The organism is Streptomyces sp. A012304 (genome assembly GCF_026008495.1).
In the GTDB taxonomy this organism is placed as follows: domain Bacteria; phylum Actinomycetota; class Actinomycetes; order Streptomycetales; family Streptomycetaceae; genus Streptomyces.
In genome coordinates this window covers 1-15,819 of the sequence record NZ_BQUN01000168.1, presented here as the reverse complement: position 1 = coordinate 15,819, position 15,819 = coordinate 1, and the positions used below count along the sequence as shown (strand labels likewise).

General features: G+C 73.5%; 13 protein-coding genes. 3 read left to right on the top strand and 10 right to left on the bottom strand.

All coding sequences use genetic code 11. The annotated features are described in order from the left end of the window. Positions 1-550 precede the first annotated feature (550 nt). Positions 551-1,924 carry a serine/threonine-protein kinase gene (locus ALMP_RS35445; protein ID WP_264935875.1) on the top strand — a complete coding sequence of 458 codons (1,374 nt, stop codon included), beginning with the start codon at positions 551-553 and terminating at the stop codon, positions 1,922-1,924. An 11-nt stretch (positions 1,925-1,935) separates the two neighbouring features. On the opposite strand, the gene ALMP_RS35440 is transcribed toward ALMP_RS35445, so the two are convergent. From ALMP_RS35440 to ALMP_RS35405, 8 genes are all read right to left on the bottom strand, one after another. Then, a complete protein-coding gene (locus tag ALMP_RS35440) occupies positions 1,936-2,754 on the bottom strand; it encodes an RNA methyltransferase (RefSeq protein ID WP_264935874.1) in 819 nt (272 codons plus the stop codon). Between the two features lie 65 nt (positions 2,755-2,819). Continuing rightward, on the bottom strand, positions 2,820-4,052 hold the full coding sequence (gene cobA, locus ALMP_RS35435; RefSeq protein ID WP_264935873.1) for a uroporphyrinogen-III C-methyltransferase: 1,233 nt from the start codon (positions 4,050-4,052) through the stop codon (positions 2,820-2,822). A gap of 248 nt (positions 4,053-4,300) precedes the next feature. Further along, a complete protein-coding gene (gene cobT, locus ALMP_RS35430) occupies positions 4,301-8,248 on the bottom strand; it encodes a nicotinate-nucleotide--dimethylbenzimidazole phosphoribosyltransferase (RefSeq protein ID WP_264935872.1) in 3,948 nt (1,315 codons plus the stop codon). A gap of 367 nt (positions 8,249-8,615) precedes the next feature. Beyond that, positions 8,616-9,833: a precorrin-6y C5,15-methyltransferase (decarboxylating) subunit CbiE gene (gene cbiE, locus ALMP_RS35425; protein WP_264935871.1), complete on the bottom strand. Its 1,218-nt coding sequence runs from the start codon at positions 9,831-9,833 to the stop codon at positions 8,616-8,618. Between the two features lie 94 nt (positions 9,834-9,927). Continuing rightward, a complete protein-coding gene (locus tag ALMP_RS35420; RefSeq protein ID WP_264935870.1) occupies positions 9,928-10,566 on the bottom strand; it encodes a GNAT family N-acetyltransferase in 639 nt (212 codons plus the stop codon). A 135-nt stretch (positions 10,567-10,701) separates the two neighbouring features. Continuing rightward, on the bottom strand, positions 10,702-11,532 hold the full coding sequence (locus tag ALMP_RS35415) for a MetQ/NlpA family ABC transporter substrate-binding protein (protein ID WP_264935869.1): 831 nt from the start codon (positions 11,530-11,532) through the stop codon (positions 10,702-10,704). Positions 11,533-11,599: 67 nt separating this feature from the next. Then, entirely contained in the window at positions 11,600-12,322 is a 723-nt protein-coding gene (locus ALMP_RS35410) for a methionine ABC transporter permease (protein WP_264935878.1), read from the bottom strand. Between the two features lie 20 nt (positions 12,323-12,342). Continuing rightward, on the bottom strand, positions 12,343-13,395 hold the full coding sequence (locus tag ALMP_RS35405; protein ID WP_264935868.1) for a methionine ABC transporter ATP-binding protein: 1,053 nt from the start codon (positions 13,393-13,395) through the stop codon (positions 12,343-12,345). Between the two features lie 558 nt (positions 13,396-13,953). Between ALMP_RS35405 and ALMP_RS35400 the strand changes: the two genes are divergently transcribed. After that, on the top strand, positions 13,954-14,313 hold the full coding sequence (locus tag ALMP_RS35400; protein WP_264935867.1) for a hypothetical protein: 360 nt from the start codon (positions 13,954-13,956) through the stop codon (positions 14,311-14,313). A 1-nt stretch (position 14,314) separates the two neighbouring features. Beyond that, entirely contained in the window at positions 14,315-14,731 is a 417-nt protein-coding gene (locus ALMP_RS35395; protein WP_264935866.1) for a hypothetical protein, read from the top strand. Here the strand turns inward: ALMP_RS35395 and ALMP_RS35390 are convergent. Continuing rightward, a complete protein-coding gene (locus tag ALMP_RS35390) occupies positions 14,721-15,218 on the bottom strand; it encodes a GNAT family N-acetyltransferase (RefSeq protein ID WP_264935865.1) in 498 nt (165 codons plus the stop codon). The two genes, ALMP_RS35395 and ALMP_RS35390, sit on opposite strands and share 11 nt — an antisense overlap. A 45-nt stretch (positions 15,219-15,263) precedes the next feature. Then, positions 15,264-15,758, bottom strand: a complete 495-nt coding sequence (locus ALMP_RS35385) for an RNA polymerase sigma factor (protein WP_264935877.1) — start codon at positions 15,756-15,758, stop codon at positions 15,264-15,266. Between the last annotated feature and the right edge of the window lie 61 nt (positions 15,759-15,819).

The window sequence follows — 15,819 nt, the reverse complement described above, 5'->3', positions numbered from 1 at the left end:
CCTCGGGGGACGAGTGCTGCACCCGCCGCTTGACCTCAAATCTAGGCGGGCGGCGCCCGCAGGGCGTCATGCCCTCGTACCGATTGGCGGGCCTCCCGGAGGATGAGCCGTGACCTGCGGAGTACTCCCCTGGGTGGAGACGACGGCCTAGGTCTCGGGGTCTTCCCGGAGGGGGTGCCCGTACCTGCCCGGTTTTTCCCGGCTGTCCTCGCGCGCAGCCGTGACTTCGCTCACTTCCGGCGGCCCTCGGCGGACCGCCGCGGCCACCCGGGCGCCCGTCCCGACGGCCGTCACCGCCTCCGTCCGTGTCCGTTCGCCGGCGCCGGGGACGAGCGCCGCCCGGTCGCCCGCCAGGGGATCAATCACGCCTGGCTGAAAGGTGGTTGGGGCCACACAGGGGGCAAATGGTGCCTGTTCCCAGGGTCCCTGATTGTCCTTCACCCAGACCACCGGGCACGGACAATCGATCGGGGCGAGAGGGCGCGGCCTCTGCGCGCGAGCGGCCGTGGAAACGTAAGCTGTGCCACGTCACACGGACCGGGCAGCGGGGATGAACATGGCGATGATGCGCCTGAGGCGCGAGGACCCGCGCGTCGTCGGCTCGTTCAAGCTTCACCGACGGCTCGGCGCGGGCGGGATGGGCGTCGTCTATCTGGGTTCCGACAAGAAGGGGCAGCGGGTCGCGCTCAAGGTGATCCGGCCCGATCTGGCGGAGGATCAGGAGTTCCGGTCGCGGTTCGCGCGTGAGGTGTCGGCGGCGCGGCGGATCCGGGGCGGGTGCACCGCCCGGCTGGTCGCGGCGGATCTGGACGCCGACCGGCCGTGGTTCGCCACCCAGTACGTACCGGGGCCGTCCCTGCACGACAAGGTCGTCGACGATGGGCCTCTCGGGGCGGCCGAGCTGGCGGCGATCGGGGCGGCTCTGTCGGAGGGGCTCGTCGCGGTCCACGAGGCCGGCGTCGTGCACCGGGACCTGAAGCCGTCGAACATCCTGCTCTCCCCCAAGGGGCCGCGGATCATCGACTTCGGCATCGCCTGGGCGACGGGGGCCTCCACGCTCACGCACGTCGGCACGGCCGTCGGCTCCCCCGGGTTCCTGGCCCCGGAGCAGGTGCGCGGGGCGATGGTCACCCCGGCCACCGACGTGTTCTCGCTCGGCGCGACGCTGGCATACGCCTCGACGGCCGACTCGCCCTTCGGGCACGGCAGTTCCGAGGTGATGCTGTACCGGGTGGTGCACGAGGAACCCCAGCTGCACGGCGTACCGGACGCGCTGGCCCCGCTGATCCGGGCCTGCCTGGCGAAGGATCCCGAGGAGCGGCCGAGCACGCTCGACCTGTCGCTGCGCCTGAAGGAGATCGCGACCCGGGAGGCGCAGGGGCTGGCCGAGGCCCGGCCGCCCGCGCCCCGGGCCGCCGAGGCGGACCGGCCGACCGGGCGGCTGGCCGACCCGGGCTACTCGGAGCGCACCCTGCGGCAGCCGGGCACGCCGCCGCCGCGCCGCGGGTCCGTGCCTCCTCGGGGCGGCGCCCCGGCCCGGGGCGGAAGCACTTCCCGTGGGAACGGCGGCACGGCCGCGCGGTCCGGGGCCCGGCCCACTCCCGCCGGCCGGAACACTCCCGCCGGCCGGAACACGCCCGCGGGCCGGAACACCCGCCCCGGCAGCGGAGGCCGGCCGGTGCCCCGCGGGGGCAGCGGTGGGCGTCCGGCGCCGCGGAGCACGGGGACCGGGCGGCGGCCCGCCAATCCGCGGCTGCTGCGGCAGCGACTGTTCGTCTTCGTCGTGGTGACGCTGCTCGTGGCGCTCGGCATCGCCGTGGTCCAGGGCTGCCAGGGCCCCGCCCAGGGCCTCGGGCGCGAGGACGGTGGCGTACGGCACCAGCAGCAGACACGGCAGGACGGGACGCCGGAGCGGCTCGGGTAGGAGCCGGCCGGTTACGGCTGGGGGCGGCCCGTCGCCACCGCGTAGAAGGCGACCGCGGCCGCCGCGCCCACGTTGAGGGAGTCGACGCCGTGGGACATGGGGATGCGGACCCATTCGTCGGCGGCGACGAGGGCCTGGGTGGACAGGCCGTCGCCCTCCGCGCCGAGCATGAGGGCGACCCGGTCCATCCGGTGCGGGGCCGCCTCGTCCAGGGTCCGGGCCTTGTCGTCGGGGGTGAGGGCGAGGAGGGTGAAGCCGGCCTCGCGGACCGAGTCCAGTCCCTTGGGCCAGGTGTCCAGGCGGGCGTACGGCACGGAGAAGACCGCGCCCATGGAGACCTTGACGCTGCGGCGGTAGAGCGGGTCGGCGCAGTCCGGGGAGAGCAGGACCGCGTCCATGCCGAGGGCGGCGGCGGAGCGGAAGATCGCGCCGATGTTGGTGTGGTCGTTGACCGATTCCATGATCACGACCCGGCGGGCGGTGCGCAGGAGTTCGGCGGCCGTCGGCAGCGGCTTGCGCTGCATGGAGGCGAGGGCGCCGCGGTGGACGTGGTAGCCGGTGACCCGTTCGGCGAGTTCCGGGCTGACCGCGTACACGGGAGCGGGAAGCTCGTCGATGACGTCCCTCATGACGTCGACCCACTTGGCGGAGAGCAGCATCGACCGCATCTCGTAGCCGGCTTCCTTGGCGCGTCTGATGACCTTCTCGCCCTCGGCGATGAACAGGCCCTCGGCCGGCTCGCGCTTGCGGCGCAGTTCCACGTCGGTCAGGCCGGTGTAGTCGCGCAGGCGCGGGTCGGCGGGGTCCTCAACGGTGATGAGATCGGCCACAGGGGTGATACTGCCTTGTCCTGGGAGCGGTGCCAACGGCTCGGTACGGGTTCTGTTACCCCGGGTTACGCCGACGTCGGGGGGCCGACGGTGACGACCTCGCCGATGACGATCACCGCCGGGGGCTTCACGTCCTCGGTACGGACCGTCTCGGCGACCGTCGCGAGGGTCGCGTCGACGCGGCGCTGGGCGGCCGTCGTGCCCTCCTGGACGAGGGCGACGGGGGTGTCGGCCGGCTTGCCGTGGGCGACCAGGGTCTCCGCGATCTTGCCGATCTTGTCGACGCCCATGAGGATCACGAGCGTGCCGGTGAGCTTCGCGAGCGACGGCCAGTCGACCAGGGAGCGCTCGTCGTCGGGGGCGACATGGCCGCTGACCACGGTGAACTCATGGGCGACGCCGCGGTGGGTGACCGGGATGCCGGCCGCGCCGGGGACGGAGATCGAACTGGAGATGCCCGGGACGACCGTGCAGGGGATGCCGGCCTCGGCGAGCGCCTGGAGTTCCTCCATGCCGCGCCCGAAGACGTAGGGGTCGCCGCCCTTGAGGCGGACCACGGACTTGCCCTGCTTGGCGTGCTCGATCAGCGCGTTGTTGATGGCCTCCTGGGCCATGTAACGGCCGTAGGGGATCTTCGCCGCGTCGATGACCTCGACGTGCGGGGGGAGTTCGGCGAGGAGGTCGCGGGGGCCCAGGCGGTCGGCGATGACGACGTCCGCCTCGGCGAGGAGGCGGCGGCCGCGCACGGTGATCAGATCCGGGTCGCCGGGGCCGCCGCCGACGAGGGCGACGCCGGGGGTGCGGGTGCGGTGGTGGGGGGCGACCAGGGTGCCGTCGCGCAGGCCCTCGACGACCGCGTCGCGGATGGCGGCGGTGTGGCGGGGGTCGCGGCCCTTGGCGTCCGTGGTGAGGACGGCGACGGTGACGCCCTCGCTGGTGCCGGTGGCGGGGGTCCAGGCGGTTGCCGCGTCGGCGTCGTCGGAGCGCACGCACCAGACGCGGTGCGCCTCCGCCTCGGTGGAGGCCCTGGTGTTCGCCTCGGGGTCGCTGGTGGCGATCAGGGCGTACCAGGCGTTCGCGAGGTCGCCTTCGGCGTAGGGGCGCCGGTGCCAGGTGATCTCACCGGCGTCCGCCATGGCTTCGACGGACGGGGTGGCTTCGGGGGACACGAGGTGGATGTCCGCGCCTGCCGCGATCAGTGCCGGGAGGCGGCGCTGGGCTACCTGGCCGCCGCCGAGGACGACGACCCGGCGGCCGGTGAGGCGGAGGCCTACGGGGTAGGCGGGGTGTTCGGCCATGAGGGTGCGGCTCCCTGTTCTGCGGGCGGTGCGGTTGCCCTGACGTGCGGATTTTAGAGGGCGGGTCGGATCGGCGGCTTCCCTGTCCGGTGGCTGGGCTTCGTCCTGGTCACGTAGGAACGGCCGCCCACCACCGGCGAGCGGCGGGGACCCGGGGTCGCGGTCCCTGAGCCCGGCGGGGATCCGGGGTGGCGGTCCCCGAGTCCGGCGGGACTCGGGGGCGCGGTCTCCGGGTTCCCGCCGGCCGCCTACTTCTCGGTCACGCCTGCCGAGTCGAACGTCGCCACCTCGTGCATGGCGCGGGCCGTGCTCTGGACCAGCGGGAGGGCCAGGAGGGCGCCGGTGCCCTCGCCGAGGCGGAGGTCGAGGTCGACCAGGGGGCGCAGGCCCAGCTTGTTGAGGGCGGCCACGTGGCCGGGCTCGGCGCTGCGGTGACCCGCGATACAGGCCGCGAGGACCTCGGGGGCGATGGCGCGGGCGACCAGGGCGGCGGCGCCGGCGCTGACGCCGTCCAGGATCACCGGCGTGCGCAGGGAGGCGCCGCCCAGGAGGAGGCCGACCATCGCGGCGTGTTCGAAGCCGCCGAGCGCCGCGAGGACGCCGATGGGGTCGGCCGGGTCCGGCTGGTGCAGTTCCAGCGCGCGGCGGACGACCTCGGTCTTGCGGGCGAGGGTCTCGTCGTTGATGCCGGTGCCCCGGCCGGTGACCTCGGCGGGGTCGGCGCCGGTGAACACCGAGATCAGGGCGGCGGACGCGGTGGTGTTCGCGATGCCCATCTCGCCGGTGAGCAGCGCCTTGTTGCCGGCCGCCACCAGGTCGCGGGCCGTCTCGATGCCGACCTCGATGGCCTGCTTGGCCTCCTCGCGTGTCATCGCGGGGCCGGTGGTCATGTCGGACGTGCCGCCGCGGATCTTGCGGGGCAGGAGACCGGGGGTGGCGGGCAGGTCGGCGGCGACGCCCACGTCGACGACGCAGACCTCGGCGCCCACCTGGGTGGCGAAAGCGTTGCAGACCGCTCCCCCGCCGAGGAAGTTGGCCACCATCTGGGCGGTGACCTCCTGCGGCCAGGGGGTGACGCCCTGGGCGTGGACACCGTGGTCACCGGCGAAGATCGCGACGGCCGCGGGCTCGGGGATCGGCGGCGGGCACTGCCGGGACAGGCCGGACAGCTGGGCGGAGATGATCTCCAGCATGCCGAGCGCGCCGGCCGGTTTGGTCATGCGCTTCTGCCGCTCCCAGGCCTCGCCGAGCGCCTTGGCGTCCAGCGGGCGGATGCCGGCGACGGTCTCGGCGAGCAGGTCGTGCGGGTCCTCACCGGGCAGCGCGCGACGGCCGTACGTCTCCTCGTGGACGACCCAGGACAGCGGGCGGCGCTTGGCCCAGCCGGCCTGCATCAGCTCGGGCTCGTCCGGGAACTCGTCGACGTAGCCCACGCAGAGGTAGGCGACCACTTCCAGGTGCTCGGGCAGTCCGAGGGCGCGGACCATCTCGCGCTCGTCGAAGAAGCTGACCCAGCCGACGCCGAGGCCCTCGGCGCGGGCGGCGAGCCAGAGGTTCTCGACGGCCAGCGCGGAGGAGTACGGGGCCATCTGCGGCTGGGTGTGCCGGCCGAGGGTGTGGCGGCCACCGCGGGTCGGGTCGGCGGTGACGACGATGTTCACCGGGGTGTCGAGGATGGCCTCGATCTTCAGTTCCTTGAACTGCTTCGCCCGGCCCTTGGGGAGCGACTTGGCGTAGGCGTCGCGCTGACGCGTCGCCAGTTCGTGCATGGCGCGCCGGGTGTCCGCCGAGCGGATGACGACGAAGTCCCAGGGCTGCGAGTGACCGACGGAGGGCGCGGTGTGGGCGGCCTCCAGGACGCGCAGCAGCACCTCGTGCGGGATCGGGTCGTCACGGAAGCCGTTGCGGATGTCCCGGCGCTCGCGCATGACCTTCAGGACGGCCTCGCGCTCGGCGTCGTCGTACGGGGGCGCGGCCGGGCCGCTGGGCTCTCGGGGCTCCTCCGCCGCGGCCGTGGCGTCTTCCTGGTCGGCGGCCCTGGTGTCCAGGTCCTCCGGGTTCTGCGCGACATCCGGGTCGGGCTCGGGCGTCCCCGTCGCCGGCTCCGTCTCCGGGGCGGCCTCGGCGGCCGGGGCGGGGGCGGTGTCGGCTTCCCGGGGAGCGGGGACCGCTGCGACGGGGGCCTCGGCCGCCGCCGCGGCGGGCTCGGCCGCCGGTTCGGGGGCCTGCGGCTCCTCCGTCGCGACCACCACCGGCTGCGGCGGGGTCGGGGCGAGGTGCGGGGTCGTCGGGACGGTGCCTTCGACCGGCACGAACTGGCCCAGGGGCTGGTCCGGTTGCGGGTGGGGTGCGGGGGTCGCCTCCGGGGCGGGCGCCTCGTGTGCGGCTGCCTCGGGTGCCGGGACCGCCTCTGCGGCGACGGTGGCGGTGGCGTCCGGAGTGTGGGATTCGTGGGCCGCGATGTGGACGGGGTCGGGCTGCTGCTGCTCCGGCTGCGAGGGCGTGGACGGCTGGGCGTCCGGCGCCGACCGCACCGGTGCCTGCTCGTCGGAGGTGAGCTCGTCGGGGGCGTGCTCTGCCTCTGCCGCCTGCACTGCGGGAGCCTGGGGGGCGTCCGGCAGCTCGGCGGGCTCAGGGCTGACCGGTACGGCGGCCTCGACGGGCACCTCCGGGGCGGCGGCCTCGGGCGCGGGGACGGGTGCTTCCGCTTCCGGGACGGCGGTCTCGGCCTGGGCGGGGACCGCCACGGGCTCCGGGGCCGCTTCGGCCGACGCCTCGGGCGCGGGTGCCTCAGCCTCAGGCGCGGGTGCCTCAGCCTCGGGCGCGGCTTCGGTCTCGCTCTCGGGAGCCTGAGTCGCCTCCGGAGCGGGCTCCACCGCGTCGACGGCCTCGGCTGCGGGCTCGGGCACGGCTTCGGCGGGTACGGCTTCGGCGGGTACGGCGGTCTCCGGGGCCTGCGCCGCTTCCGGGGCGGGGACCTCGGCGACCGGGACGTCCGCGGAGGGGGCCTGCGCCGCGGGTGCTTCCGCAGCGGGCTCCTCGGGTGCCTGGACCGGCTCGGGGGCAGGCTCCGCAGCGGCCTCGGCAACCACCTCCGGGGCAGCCACGGCACCGGCTTCAGCCGTCTCCTGCGCAGGCGCCGCCGGAACCTCCCCCTCAGCCGCGACCGGCGCGGCGGGAGGCTCGGACGCGGGGGGCTCGGACGCAGGAAGCTCGGACGCCGGGGGCCCGGCCACCTGCTCGGGAGCGGGCACGGGCTCGGGCGCGGGCGCAGGCACGGGCGCGGGCTCCGCCACCTGCGGTGCCTCGGCCACGACCTGAGGCGTCTCCGCCCCCTGCTCCGGCTGCTCCGGCTCCTGAGACTGCTCCGGCTGCTCCGATGACTGCGTCTGCCCCTCCGCCTGCGGAACGGCCGTCGCCGCGATCGCCTCCGTGGCCACGCGGGCCACGACCGCCTGGGCCGCGCTCACCGGCTCGGGCTGCTGCGCGACCGCAGCGGTGTCCGGGGCGGCGGCGGGAGCGGGAGCCGGCGCGGACGCCGGGGCAGCGGTCGGCGCGGCCGTCACCGGAGCCGCGGCCGGCGCCACGGCGGGAGCGGCCGTCGGCGCCGAAGCCGGTGCCACACCCGGCGCCGCAGCCGGAACAACCGTTTCCGCAGCCGTCGCCCCAGGAGCGACCGGCGCCTGGACCGCGGCCGCGGCCTGCGCACCCCAGGGAACCGCGCCCTGCGGGGCCGTCTCGCGCAGCGGCGGCACGTCGAGGTACTCGGGGCCGGACGTGGGCGGGCCGGGGTGCCGTACGGGCGCGCCCGCGGGGCCGCGGTCGGCGAGGGAGCGGACCGGGCTTGCGGAGGTGTCCGGAATGGGCGGGCCCAGGTGCAGGGGGCGGCGCGACGCCGCCGGGGGCGGGGTCGGATTCGGCAGGCGGACGGCGCTGAGGTCGACCGCGCCGCTGTCGCGGCCGGCCGTCTCGTGCGGCCCGGGTTCGTGCACGGCCTCGACCACCGGCTCCGGCGCCGGAGGCGCCACCTCGTTGCCCCAGGCGCTCTGGGCGCCCGGGAGCAGCAGCAGGTCCTCGTCCTCGGCGGTGGTCTCGGAGAGGTAGGTGTACGCGCCGGGCGCGGGTACGCCCGGCTGCTCCACCATGCCTGCGTTCTCCGGCAGTCCCTCGCCCGGGACCTGGCCGGTGTCAGTCATGCGTACCCCTCGCCCATCGGTTAGTGCTCCTACGACCAGCTCACCCGGAACGGCGCACCGACCGCCCCGTGGTGAAGAACGAGCGTCCGTGCCCAGCGGCACGAACGACCCGCCCAAAAAAGACGACAAAGCCATTCAGTGGCATTGTCGCGGCCGTTGCCGCGTCGCGACAGCGTGATCCGCGACGCTCCGCTGTGGACTGCGCCACGTTGCGCGCCCTCCGGTTCTGCCGTACCACACTCACCCCAAAACGGATGCGTTTTCCGGACATTGACCGACGAAAGGCCGGGCGACCGGATGCGGTACGACGATCGGCCAGCCTACCGCGCGCGATACGACAACAGGATCACCGGGAGGGCGGAACCGGTCACGCCGTGCGGTCCGGCAGAACCCCGCTGAGCAGGAACGCGACGCTCCGCTCGGTCTCCGTCCAGGCCCTGGTGTCGAGTTCGACGGACTGGACGAGGGCGCACTCGACGCGGTAGCCGTGCTCGGTCAGGTCACGGCCGACGCGTTCGGCGGTGTCGCGGGTCATGGCGTGGGTGACGATGCGTCGCGGGCGGCGGTCGGCGACCGCGGAGACGACGGCCGCTCCCCCGCCGCCGACGCGGACGACGTCCGGTTCGGGGAGGTTCTCCAGGACGTGCGGGGCGGTGCCGCGGACGATCTGGAGGTGGACGCCGTGGCGCCGCGCGGCGGCGTCGGTGCGGGCGCAGGCCTGAAGGTCGCGGTCGACGGCGATGACGGCGGCGCCGGCCCGCCCGGCGTCGGTGGCGAAGGCGCCGCTGCCGCAGCCGATGTCCCAGACGAGGTCGCCGACGCGCGGGCCGAGCCGGGCGAGTTGGGCCGCGCGCAGCAGCTCGCCCTCCCCCTCGCCGAGTCCGCCGCCGTACGCCTCGGCGGGCAGGGTCCAGCCGCGCGGGCCGGCGGCCGGGTCGCGGCCGGCGATCCAGCCGCCCTCCCCGGCGCCGGCCGGGCCGACGGGTCCGCCGATGACGATGACGACGTTGGGGTCGCGCCAGGTGTGGTCGGCGGCGTTGTCGGAGGTGACGACGCTGACCTGTTCGCGGTCGGTGCCGAGTTCCGCGCAGACGACGAAGGTGCGGTGGACGCCCTCCAGGAGCAGGCCCAGTTCGGCGGGTCCCGCGCCGGGCGAGGTGAGGACGGCGACCTTGGGGTGGGCGCGGCACACGTTCACCGCGCGGCGCAGGGTGCGCGGGTGGGCGACGACGACCTGGGCGTCGTCCCAGGGCATGCCGGCGCGGGCGAAGGCGGCGGCGACGGAGGAGACGGCCGGGACGACCTCGACCTCGAGTCCGAACTCGGGTGCGCGCAGGGTCCGTACGACGCCGAAGAAGCCGGGGTCGCCGTCGGCGAGGACGACGGCGGTGCCGCGGTGTCCGGTGATGCGGCGGGCGGCGAGGGCGACGCTGCCGAGGCGGATGCGTTCGGCGGTGGGCGGCACCTCGGGCAGCGCCAGGTGGTGGGCGGCGCCGGCCACCAGCGTGGCGGCACCCAGAGCGGAGCGGGCCGCGGCGGTCAGCGGCGAGCCGTCCCAGCCGATCACCGTGACGCGGTCGGCCATCGTCGTCAGTCTCCCGGGGGTTCACGCAGGCAGCGGGCTCCGTGAGGGTACCTGGTCGGCGGGCTCCGGGCGGTGGTGGCACCCTGGTCCGGGATCAGTTCCAGTCGGTGTACGACGTGAAGCCGCCGCTCTCCGCGAGCTGTTCGCCCGAGCCCTCCAGGTCCTCCGGGAGCAGGCTCCAGACGATGAAGTCGGTGCGCACCTCGGTCCAGGTGTCGTCCTCGGCGCGGGCGCGCGCTATGCAGGCGTTGCGCAGGACGCCCTCGCTGATGCAGCCGATCTTCTGGGCGACCTGCTGGGAGGCGGTGTTGTCGGCGGCCGTGCGCAGCTCGATGCGTTCGAACTTCTGGTCGGTGAACAGCCATTGGGCGGTGGCCAGGGCCGCCTCTGAGGCGTAGCCCTCGCCGCGCGCCCAGGGGGCGATGATGTACGACAGTTCGGTCGAGCGGACGTGCCAGTTGGTCTTGCCGAGCTGGATGACGCCGACGAGCCGCTGGGTGAGGAACTCGGTGACGGCGAGGTCGAGGCCGCGTCCGGCGGTGCGTTCGGCGGGGGCGTACTCGGTGATCCAGGTGCGGGCGCCGTCCTCGGTGAAGGGCTGGGGCACGGCGGTCCAGGCCGTGACCTGCTCGTCGTTCATCATCTCGGCCAGGGCGGGCACGTCGTCCTCGTCGAGGGGACGCAGCACCAACCGCTCCGTGCTGATGGAGATGGTGGGGAAGGTGCTCGTCATGCGCCGCTCCGTAACCTTCGAAACCTCAGGGGCTGCTGAACTGCCCAGCATGCAGCATGAGAGCACCGAACTGCACCACGGGGTCGACTCCGAGTGACGGAGCGACCCCGTGGGTGCTCGGCGCGTCGTGGGGGCTCAGAACGCCGCGACGACGGCACCGTCGTAGGTGTCCTGGATGAACTTCTTCACCTCGGCGGAGGTGAGGAGCTTCGCCAGCTTCCGCACGCGGGGATCGTCCTCGTTCCCCTTCTTCACGGCGAGGAAGTTGGCGTACGGGTTGTCCTTCGCGGACTCGGCGACGAGGGCGTCCTTGGCGGGGCTGAGCTTGGCCTCCAGCGCGTAGTTGCCGTTGATCACGGCGGCGTCGACGTCGCTGAGCGAGCGGGGCAGCTGGGCGGCCTCCAGTTCCTTGAACTTCAGGCCCTTGGGGTTGGACGCCACGTCCTTGGGGGTCGCGTCGTAGCCGACGCCCGGCTTGAGGCCGATCAGCCCGTTGGCCTCCAGCAGCTTCAGCGCCCGGGCCTCGTTGGTGGTGTCGTTCGGCAGGGCGATGGTGGCGCCCTTCTTGAGGTCCGTGAGCTTCTTGACGCCCTGGGAGTACAGGCCGAGCGGCTCCAGGTGCACGGTGGCGTTCGGGACGGCCACGATGTCGGTGCCGTTCTTCTTGTTGAAGTCGTCCAGGTACGGCTGGTGCTGGAAGTAGTTCGCGTCGACCTCGCCCTGCTGGACGGCGGTGTTCGGCGTCACGTAGTCCGTGAACTCCTTGACCTCGAGGTCGAGGCCCGCCTTCGCGGCCAGGTTGTCCTTGATGTAGGTGAGGATCTCGCCCTGCGGGGTGGGCGTGGCGGCGACCGTCAGCGGGCCGTCGGCGTTGCCGGCGTCCTGGTCCGAGCCGCACGCGGTGAGCCCGAGGGTGAGGGCTCCGGCGGCGAGGACGGCGGTCGTGATCTTGGCGGTGTTACGCACGAAAAGTGCCTTTCCTGAGGGTGGTGCGGCCCCGCTGCGGGTGTGCGGGGAGTCTTGAGGGGGTGGGTCAGGCGACCTTGCCGACGTCGGCGGCCGCGGGCTCCTCGGCCTTCAGCAGCCGCAGCCTGGGCGCGGGGCCGGAGCGTCCGGAGCGGCGGTGCAGGGAGCGGGCCGCGTAGTCGCCGGCGAACTGGATGAGGGAGATGACGACGGCGAGGATCGCGACGGTGATCCACATCAGTCCGGTCTCGAAGCGCTGGTAGCCGTAGCGGATGGCGATGTCGCCGAGGCCACCGGCGCCCACCGTGCCGGCCATGGCGGAGTAGCCGATGAGGGCGACGATCGTCGTGGTGGTGCCTGAGATCAGCGAGGGCAGCGCCTCCGGTACGAGGACCTTGCGCACGATGGTCCAGGTGTTGCCGCCCATCGACTGCACGGCCTCGACCAGTCCGCCGTCCACTTCGCGGACAGCCGTCTCGACGAGGCGGGCGAAGAAGGGGATGGCACCGATGGCGAGCGGCACGATGGCGGCGTCACGGCCGATGGTCGTCCCGGTGAGGGAGCGGGTGAAGCCCATCAGCGCCACCATCAGGATGATGAACGGCATGGAGCGGGCGATGTTCACGATCTGCCCGATCACCTTGTTGGCGACGATGTTCTGCAGCAGGCCGCCCTTGTCGGTGAGGACGAGGAGGATGCCGAGCGGAAGGCCGCCGGCGACGGCGATGACGGTGGACCAGCCCACCATGTAGAGGGTGTCCCAACAGGCCTGCTCCAGCAGGGGCCGCATCGTGGACCAGTCGGACCAGGTCACTTGGCACCGTCCTTCACCAGCAGGGGCTCCCGCGCGGGGGCGCCCGGCAGGTCGATCTGGAGTCCCTGTTCGCGCAGGAAGCCGATGGGCACCACGTTGTCCTCGTAGCGGCCGGGCAGTTCGATGCGCATGCGGCCGACCTGGAGTCCGCCGACGGTGTCGATGGCGGCGCCGAGGATCGATATGTCGATGTTGTAGGTGCGCGAGAGCTGGGAGATGACCGGCCGGGTGGCGGTCTCGCCGTGGAAGGTGACGTCGACGACGGTGCGGTCCTCGCCCGAGGCCTCGCCGCCCACCGGGAAGAGCGCGGCGGCCAGCTCGGAGCCGGGGGTCGCGAGCAGCTCGCCGACCGTGCCGGACTCGACGACGCGGCCCTGCTCCATGAGCGCGGCGGAGTCGCAGATCGACTTCACGACGTCCATCTCGTGGGTGATGAGCAGGACGGTCAGGCCGAGCTCGCGGTTGAGGTCGCGCAGCAACTGGAGGATGGAGCGGGTGGTCTCGGGGTCGAGGGCGCTGGTGGCCTCGTCGGAGAGCAGCACCTTGGGGTCGCCGGCGAGGGCGCGGGCGATGCCGACGCGCTGCTTCTGGCCGCCGGAGAGCTGGGCGGGGTAGGCCTTCGCCTGGTCGGCGAGGCCCACGAGGTCGAGGAGTTCGAGCGCCCTGCGGGAACGTTCCTTCCCCGTCTTTCCGAGGATCTCCAGCGGCAGCTCGACGTTGTCCTGGACGGTCCGTGAGGAGAGCAGGTTGAAGTGCTGGAAGACCATGCCGATACGGCTGCGCGCCCGGCGCAGTTCCCTGCCCGCGCGCGGCCCGCGTCCCGCGAGGGCGGTGAGGTCCTGCCCGTCGACGGTGACCGTGCCGGAGGTGGGGCGTTCGAGGAGGTTGACGCAGCGGATCAGGGAGGACTTGCCGGCGCCGGACTGTCCGATGACGCCGTAGACCTCGCCTTCGCGGACATGGAGGTCGACGCCGTCGAGGGCGGTGACCTCACGGCCGCGCGAGCGGTGAGCCCGGTAAATTTTGGTCAGGCCCGATGTGGTGATCACTGGGGTTTCCGTCACTGTCGAGTGCGCGGGCGTGGGTGTGCCCGGGCACGGGTGCATTCGTGCGGGACGCGACACGGTTCTCGCTGTGGCGGGGAACCGGGGAGAACAGGTGCGCGGGGGGGGGCGGCGTTTATGTCTCGTGCGGCTGATGGCGCAACGGACATGCCACGTCGTCTCGCTTCGGGGCGCGAGCTCTGGGGGTGGTGCGGGGGCCCTCTAGAAGGCGCGCATTCGACACATACAGCGAGCACCGGGCGTCATGGTCGCCTCGGTCGCAAGGGTGCGGCTGCTCGTCGTGGTCATGTGATCAGTAAAGCAGACGTACGGTCCTGACCGAGCCGCGCTGTCCGCATGCTGGACAGCCGTGGACAGGTGCGGGACATGTCCGGAGGGGACCGTTCCGTGGTCGGTGACCAGTGCGGACAAGGCAGCCGGGGGCCTCGCGGTCCGCTTCGGCGCGGAGGTCGGGGCGCGGTGGGCTGTGGTCAACGCCACGACTGCGGGGCGAGGGCCGGGCCCGACGGCAGGTGGCCGATTACGCCGTAATAGGGTCGCCGCATGCTTGATGTCCTGACGCTGGTGACCGGTGTCGCCGCGCTGTTGCTCGCCGCGTGGTGCGGCTGGGCGGCCTACCGTGACCAGCCGACGAAGGACTGGCACTTCATCGGGATGGCCGTGGTGTCGGTGCTGGCACTGGTCCAGCTGGTGGTCGGGATCGTGCAGCTGGCGCGGGGCGAGAAGCCGGCCCAGGGCACGACGATCTTCGTGGCGTATCTGCTGGGGGCCTTCGCGTGCGTGCCGGCGGCCGGCTTCATGTCGCTGGCCGAGCGCACCCGCTGGGGGTCGGTGACGGTGGCCGCGGGCGGTGTGGTGCTCGCCGTGCTCGAGGTCCGGCTCTACGACATCTGGGGAGGCTGAGATGACAGCCGTTCAGGACAAGCCGGCCCGGCTGATCAGCGGGCCGGGGATGCTGCTGGTCTGGTTCTACGGCGTGATGGTGGTCGGCGCGGTGTCGCGCTCGGCGTACCAGATCGCCACGGAGTTCGACCGGGCGCCGCTGGCGTACTCGCTCTCGGCCGTGGCCGGGCTGGTGTACGGGTTCATCACGTACTCGCTGGTGCGCGGCGGGGAGACCGCCCGGAGGGCGGCGCAGGCCTGCTGCGCCGCCGAGCTCGCCGGAGTACTGATCGTGGGCACGTGGACCCTGATCGAGCCGTCCGCCTTCCCGGACGCGACCGTGTGGTCGAAGTACGGGCTGGGGTACGTGTTCATTCCGGTGCTGCTGCCGCTGACCGCGCTGTACTGGCTGCGCCGGTCGCGTACGGTCACGCGGTAGTCGCGTAGGTTTCGGCCGGCTTCTCCAGGACGATCATCGGTACGCCGTCCGAGCCCTCGGCGGTGCCCACCGTCTGGTAGCCCACGCGGCGGTACAGGCGGAGGTTGCCCTCGCTGCGGTGGCCGGTGTGGAGGCGGAACTTCTTCGCGCCCCGGTCCTCCGCCAGCGCCGCCTCGGCCGCGCGCAGCAGCCGCGCGCCGATGCCGTGGCCCTGGAGGCGGGGGTGGACGCAGAGCCTGCCGATGGAGGCCGCGCCGTCCTCGGTGACGGAGCCGCGGACCGAGCCGACGACCTCCTCGCCGAGCCTGGCCACGAAGACGCAGTCGCGGGCCAGCTCCTGACGGACCGAGTCGAGGGTCTGGACGAGAGGGTCGATGCGGTAGTTGCCGTACAGCGCTGCCTCGCTCTGGAAGCACAGGTACTGCAGCTTGAAGATCTGCTCGGCATCCTGCTCGGTCGCCACCGAGATGGTCACGCTCATGCCCATGTGCGCACGCCTCCCGCTCACCTGATCGCCTGTGGTTCTTCACTCCTATCCCCGCACTTCGCGAGCCGCAACCTCCGGCGCGAGCAGACGTCGCAGACATCCCAGACATCTGGAACGTTCCGGTCCGAGACTGCCCTGTGAGATACCCAACTCTCCCGCGATCTCCCGGTACGTGAGGTCCTCGGGCGACAGCAGTGCCTGGAGGAGCCGGGAGCAGCGGCCGGGGAGGCGGTGCACGGCGTCGCGCAGCGCGCGGTGCCGGGCGGCGGTGAGGGCCAGCTGTTCGGGGCCGCGCTCGCTGTCGTCGGCGGGGTCGTCCTCGTACGGCCGCTCCCGGCGGGCGGTACGGCGGGTGCGGCGGGACTCGGCGCGGACGGCGCGGCGCAGCCAGCCGTGCGGGTCGAGGGGCGGGGCGTCGGCGGCGAGGTGTTCCAGGAGGCGGAGCCAGACGGCCTGCTCCAGGTCGGCGGGCTCGGTGCCGGTGGCGTGGGCCTCGGCGGAGGCCTCGGCGGTGAGCAGGGGACGCAGGGCGGCGAGCAGGTCGTGCGGCGCGGCGGAGGTGGGCGGCTTCGCCTTCGGGGGCGGGGGGAGGAGCGGGGCG

Coding starts and splice junctions, on each gene's coding strand:
- cbiE (WP_264935871.1), bottom strand. CDS start 9,833: ATGGCCGACCGCGTCACGGTGATCGGCTGGGACGGCTCGCCGCTGACC.
- ALMP_RS35390 (WP_264935865.1), bottom strand. CDS start 15,218: ATGGGCATGAGCGTGACCATCTCGGTGGCGACCGAGCAGGATGCCGAG.
- ALMP_RS35395 (WP_264935866.1), top strand. CDS start 14,315: ATGACAGCCGTTCAGGACAAGCCGGCCCGGCTGATCAGCGGGCCGGGG.
- ALMP_RS35445 (WP_264935875.1), top strand. CDS start 551: ATGAACATGGCGATGATGCGCCTGAGGCGCGAGGACCCGCGCGTCGTC.
- cobA (WP_264935873.1), bottom strand. CDS start 4,052: ATGGCCGAACACCCCGCCTACCCCGTAGGCCTCCGCCTCACCGGCCGC.
- ALMP_RS35410 (WP_264935878.1), bottom strand. CDS start 12,322: ATGCGGCCCCTGCTGGAGCAGGCCTGTTGGGACACCCTCTACATGGTG.
- ALMP_RS35420 (WP_264935870.1), bottom strand. CDS start 10,566: ATGACGAGCACCTTCCCCACCATCTCCATCAGCACGGAGCGGTTGGTG.
- cobT (WP_264935872.1), bottom strand. CDS start 8,248: ATGACTGACACCGGCCAGGTCCCGGGCGAGGGACTGCCGGAGAACGCA.
- ALMP_RS35400 (WP_264935867.1), top strand. CDS start 13,954: ATGCTTGATGTCCTGACGCTGGTGACCGGTGTCGCCGCGCTGTTGCTC.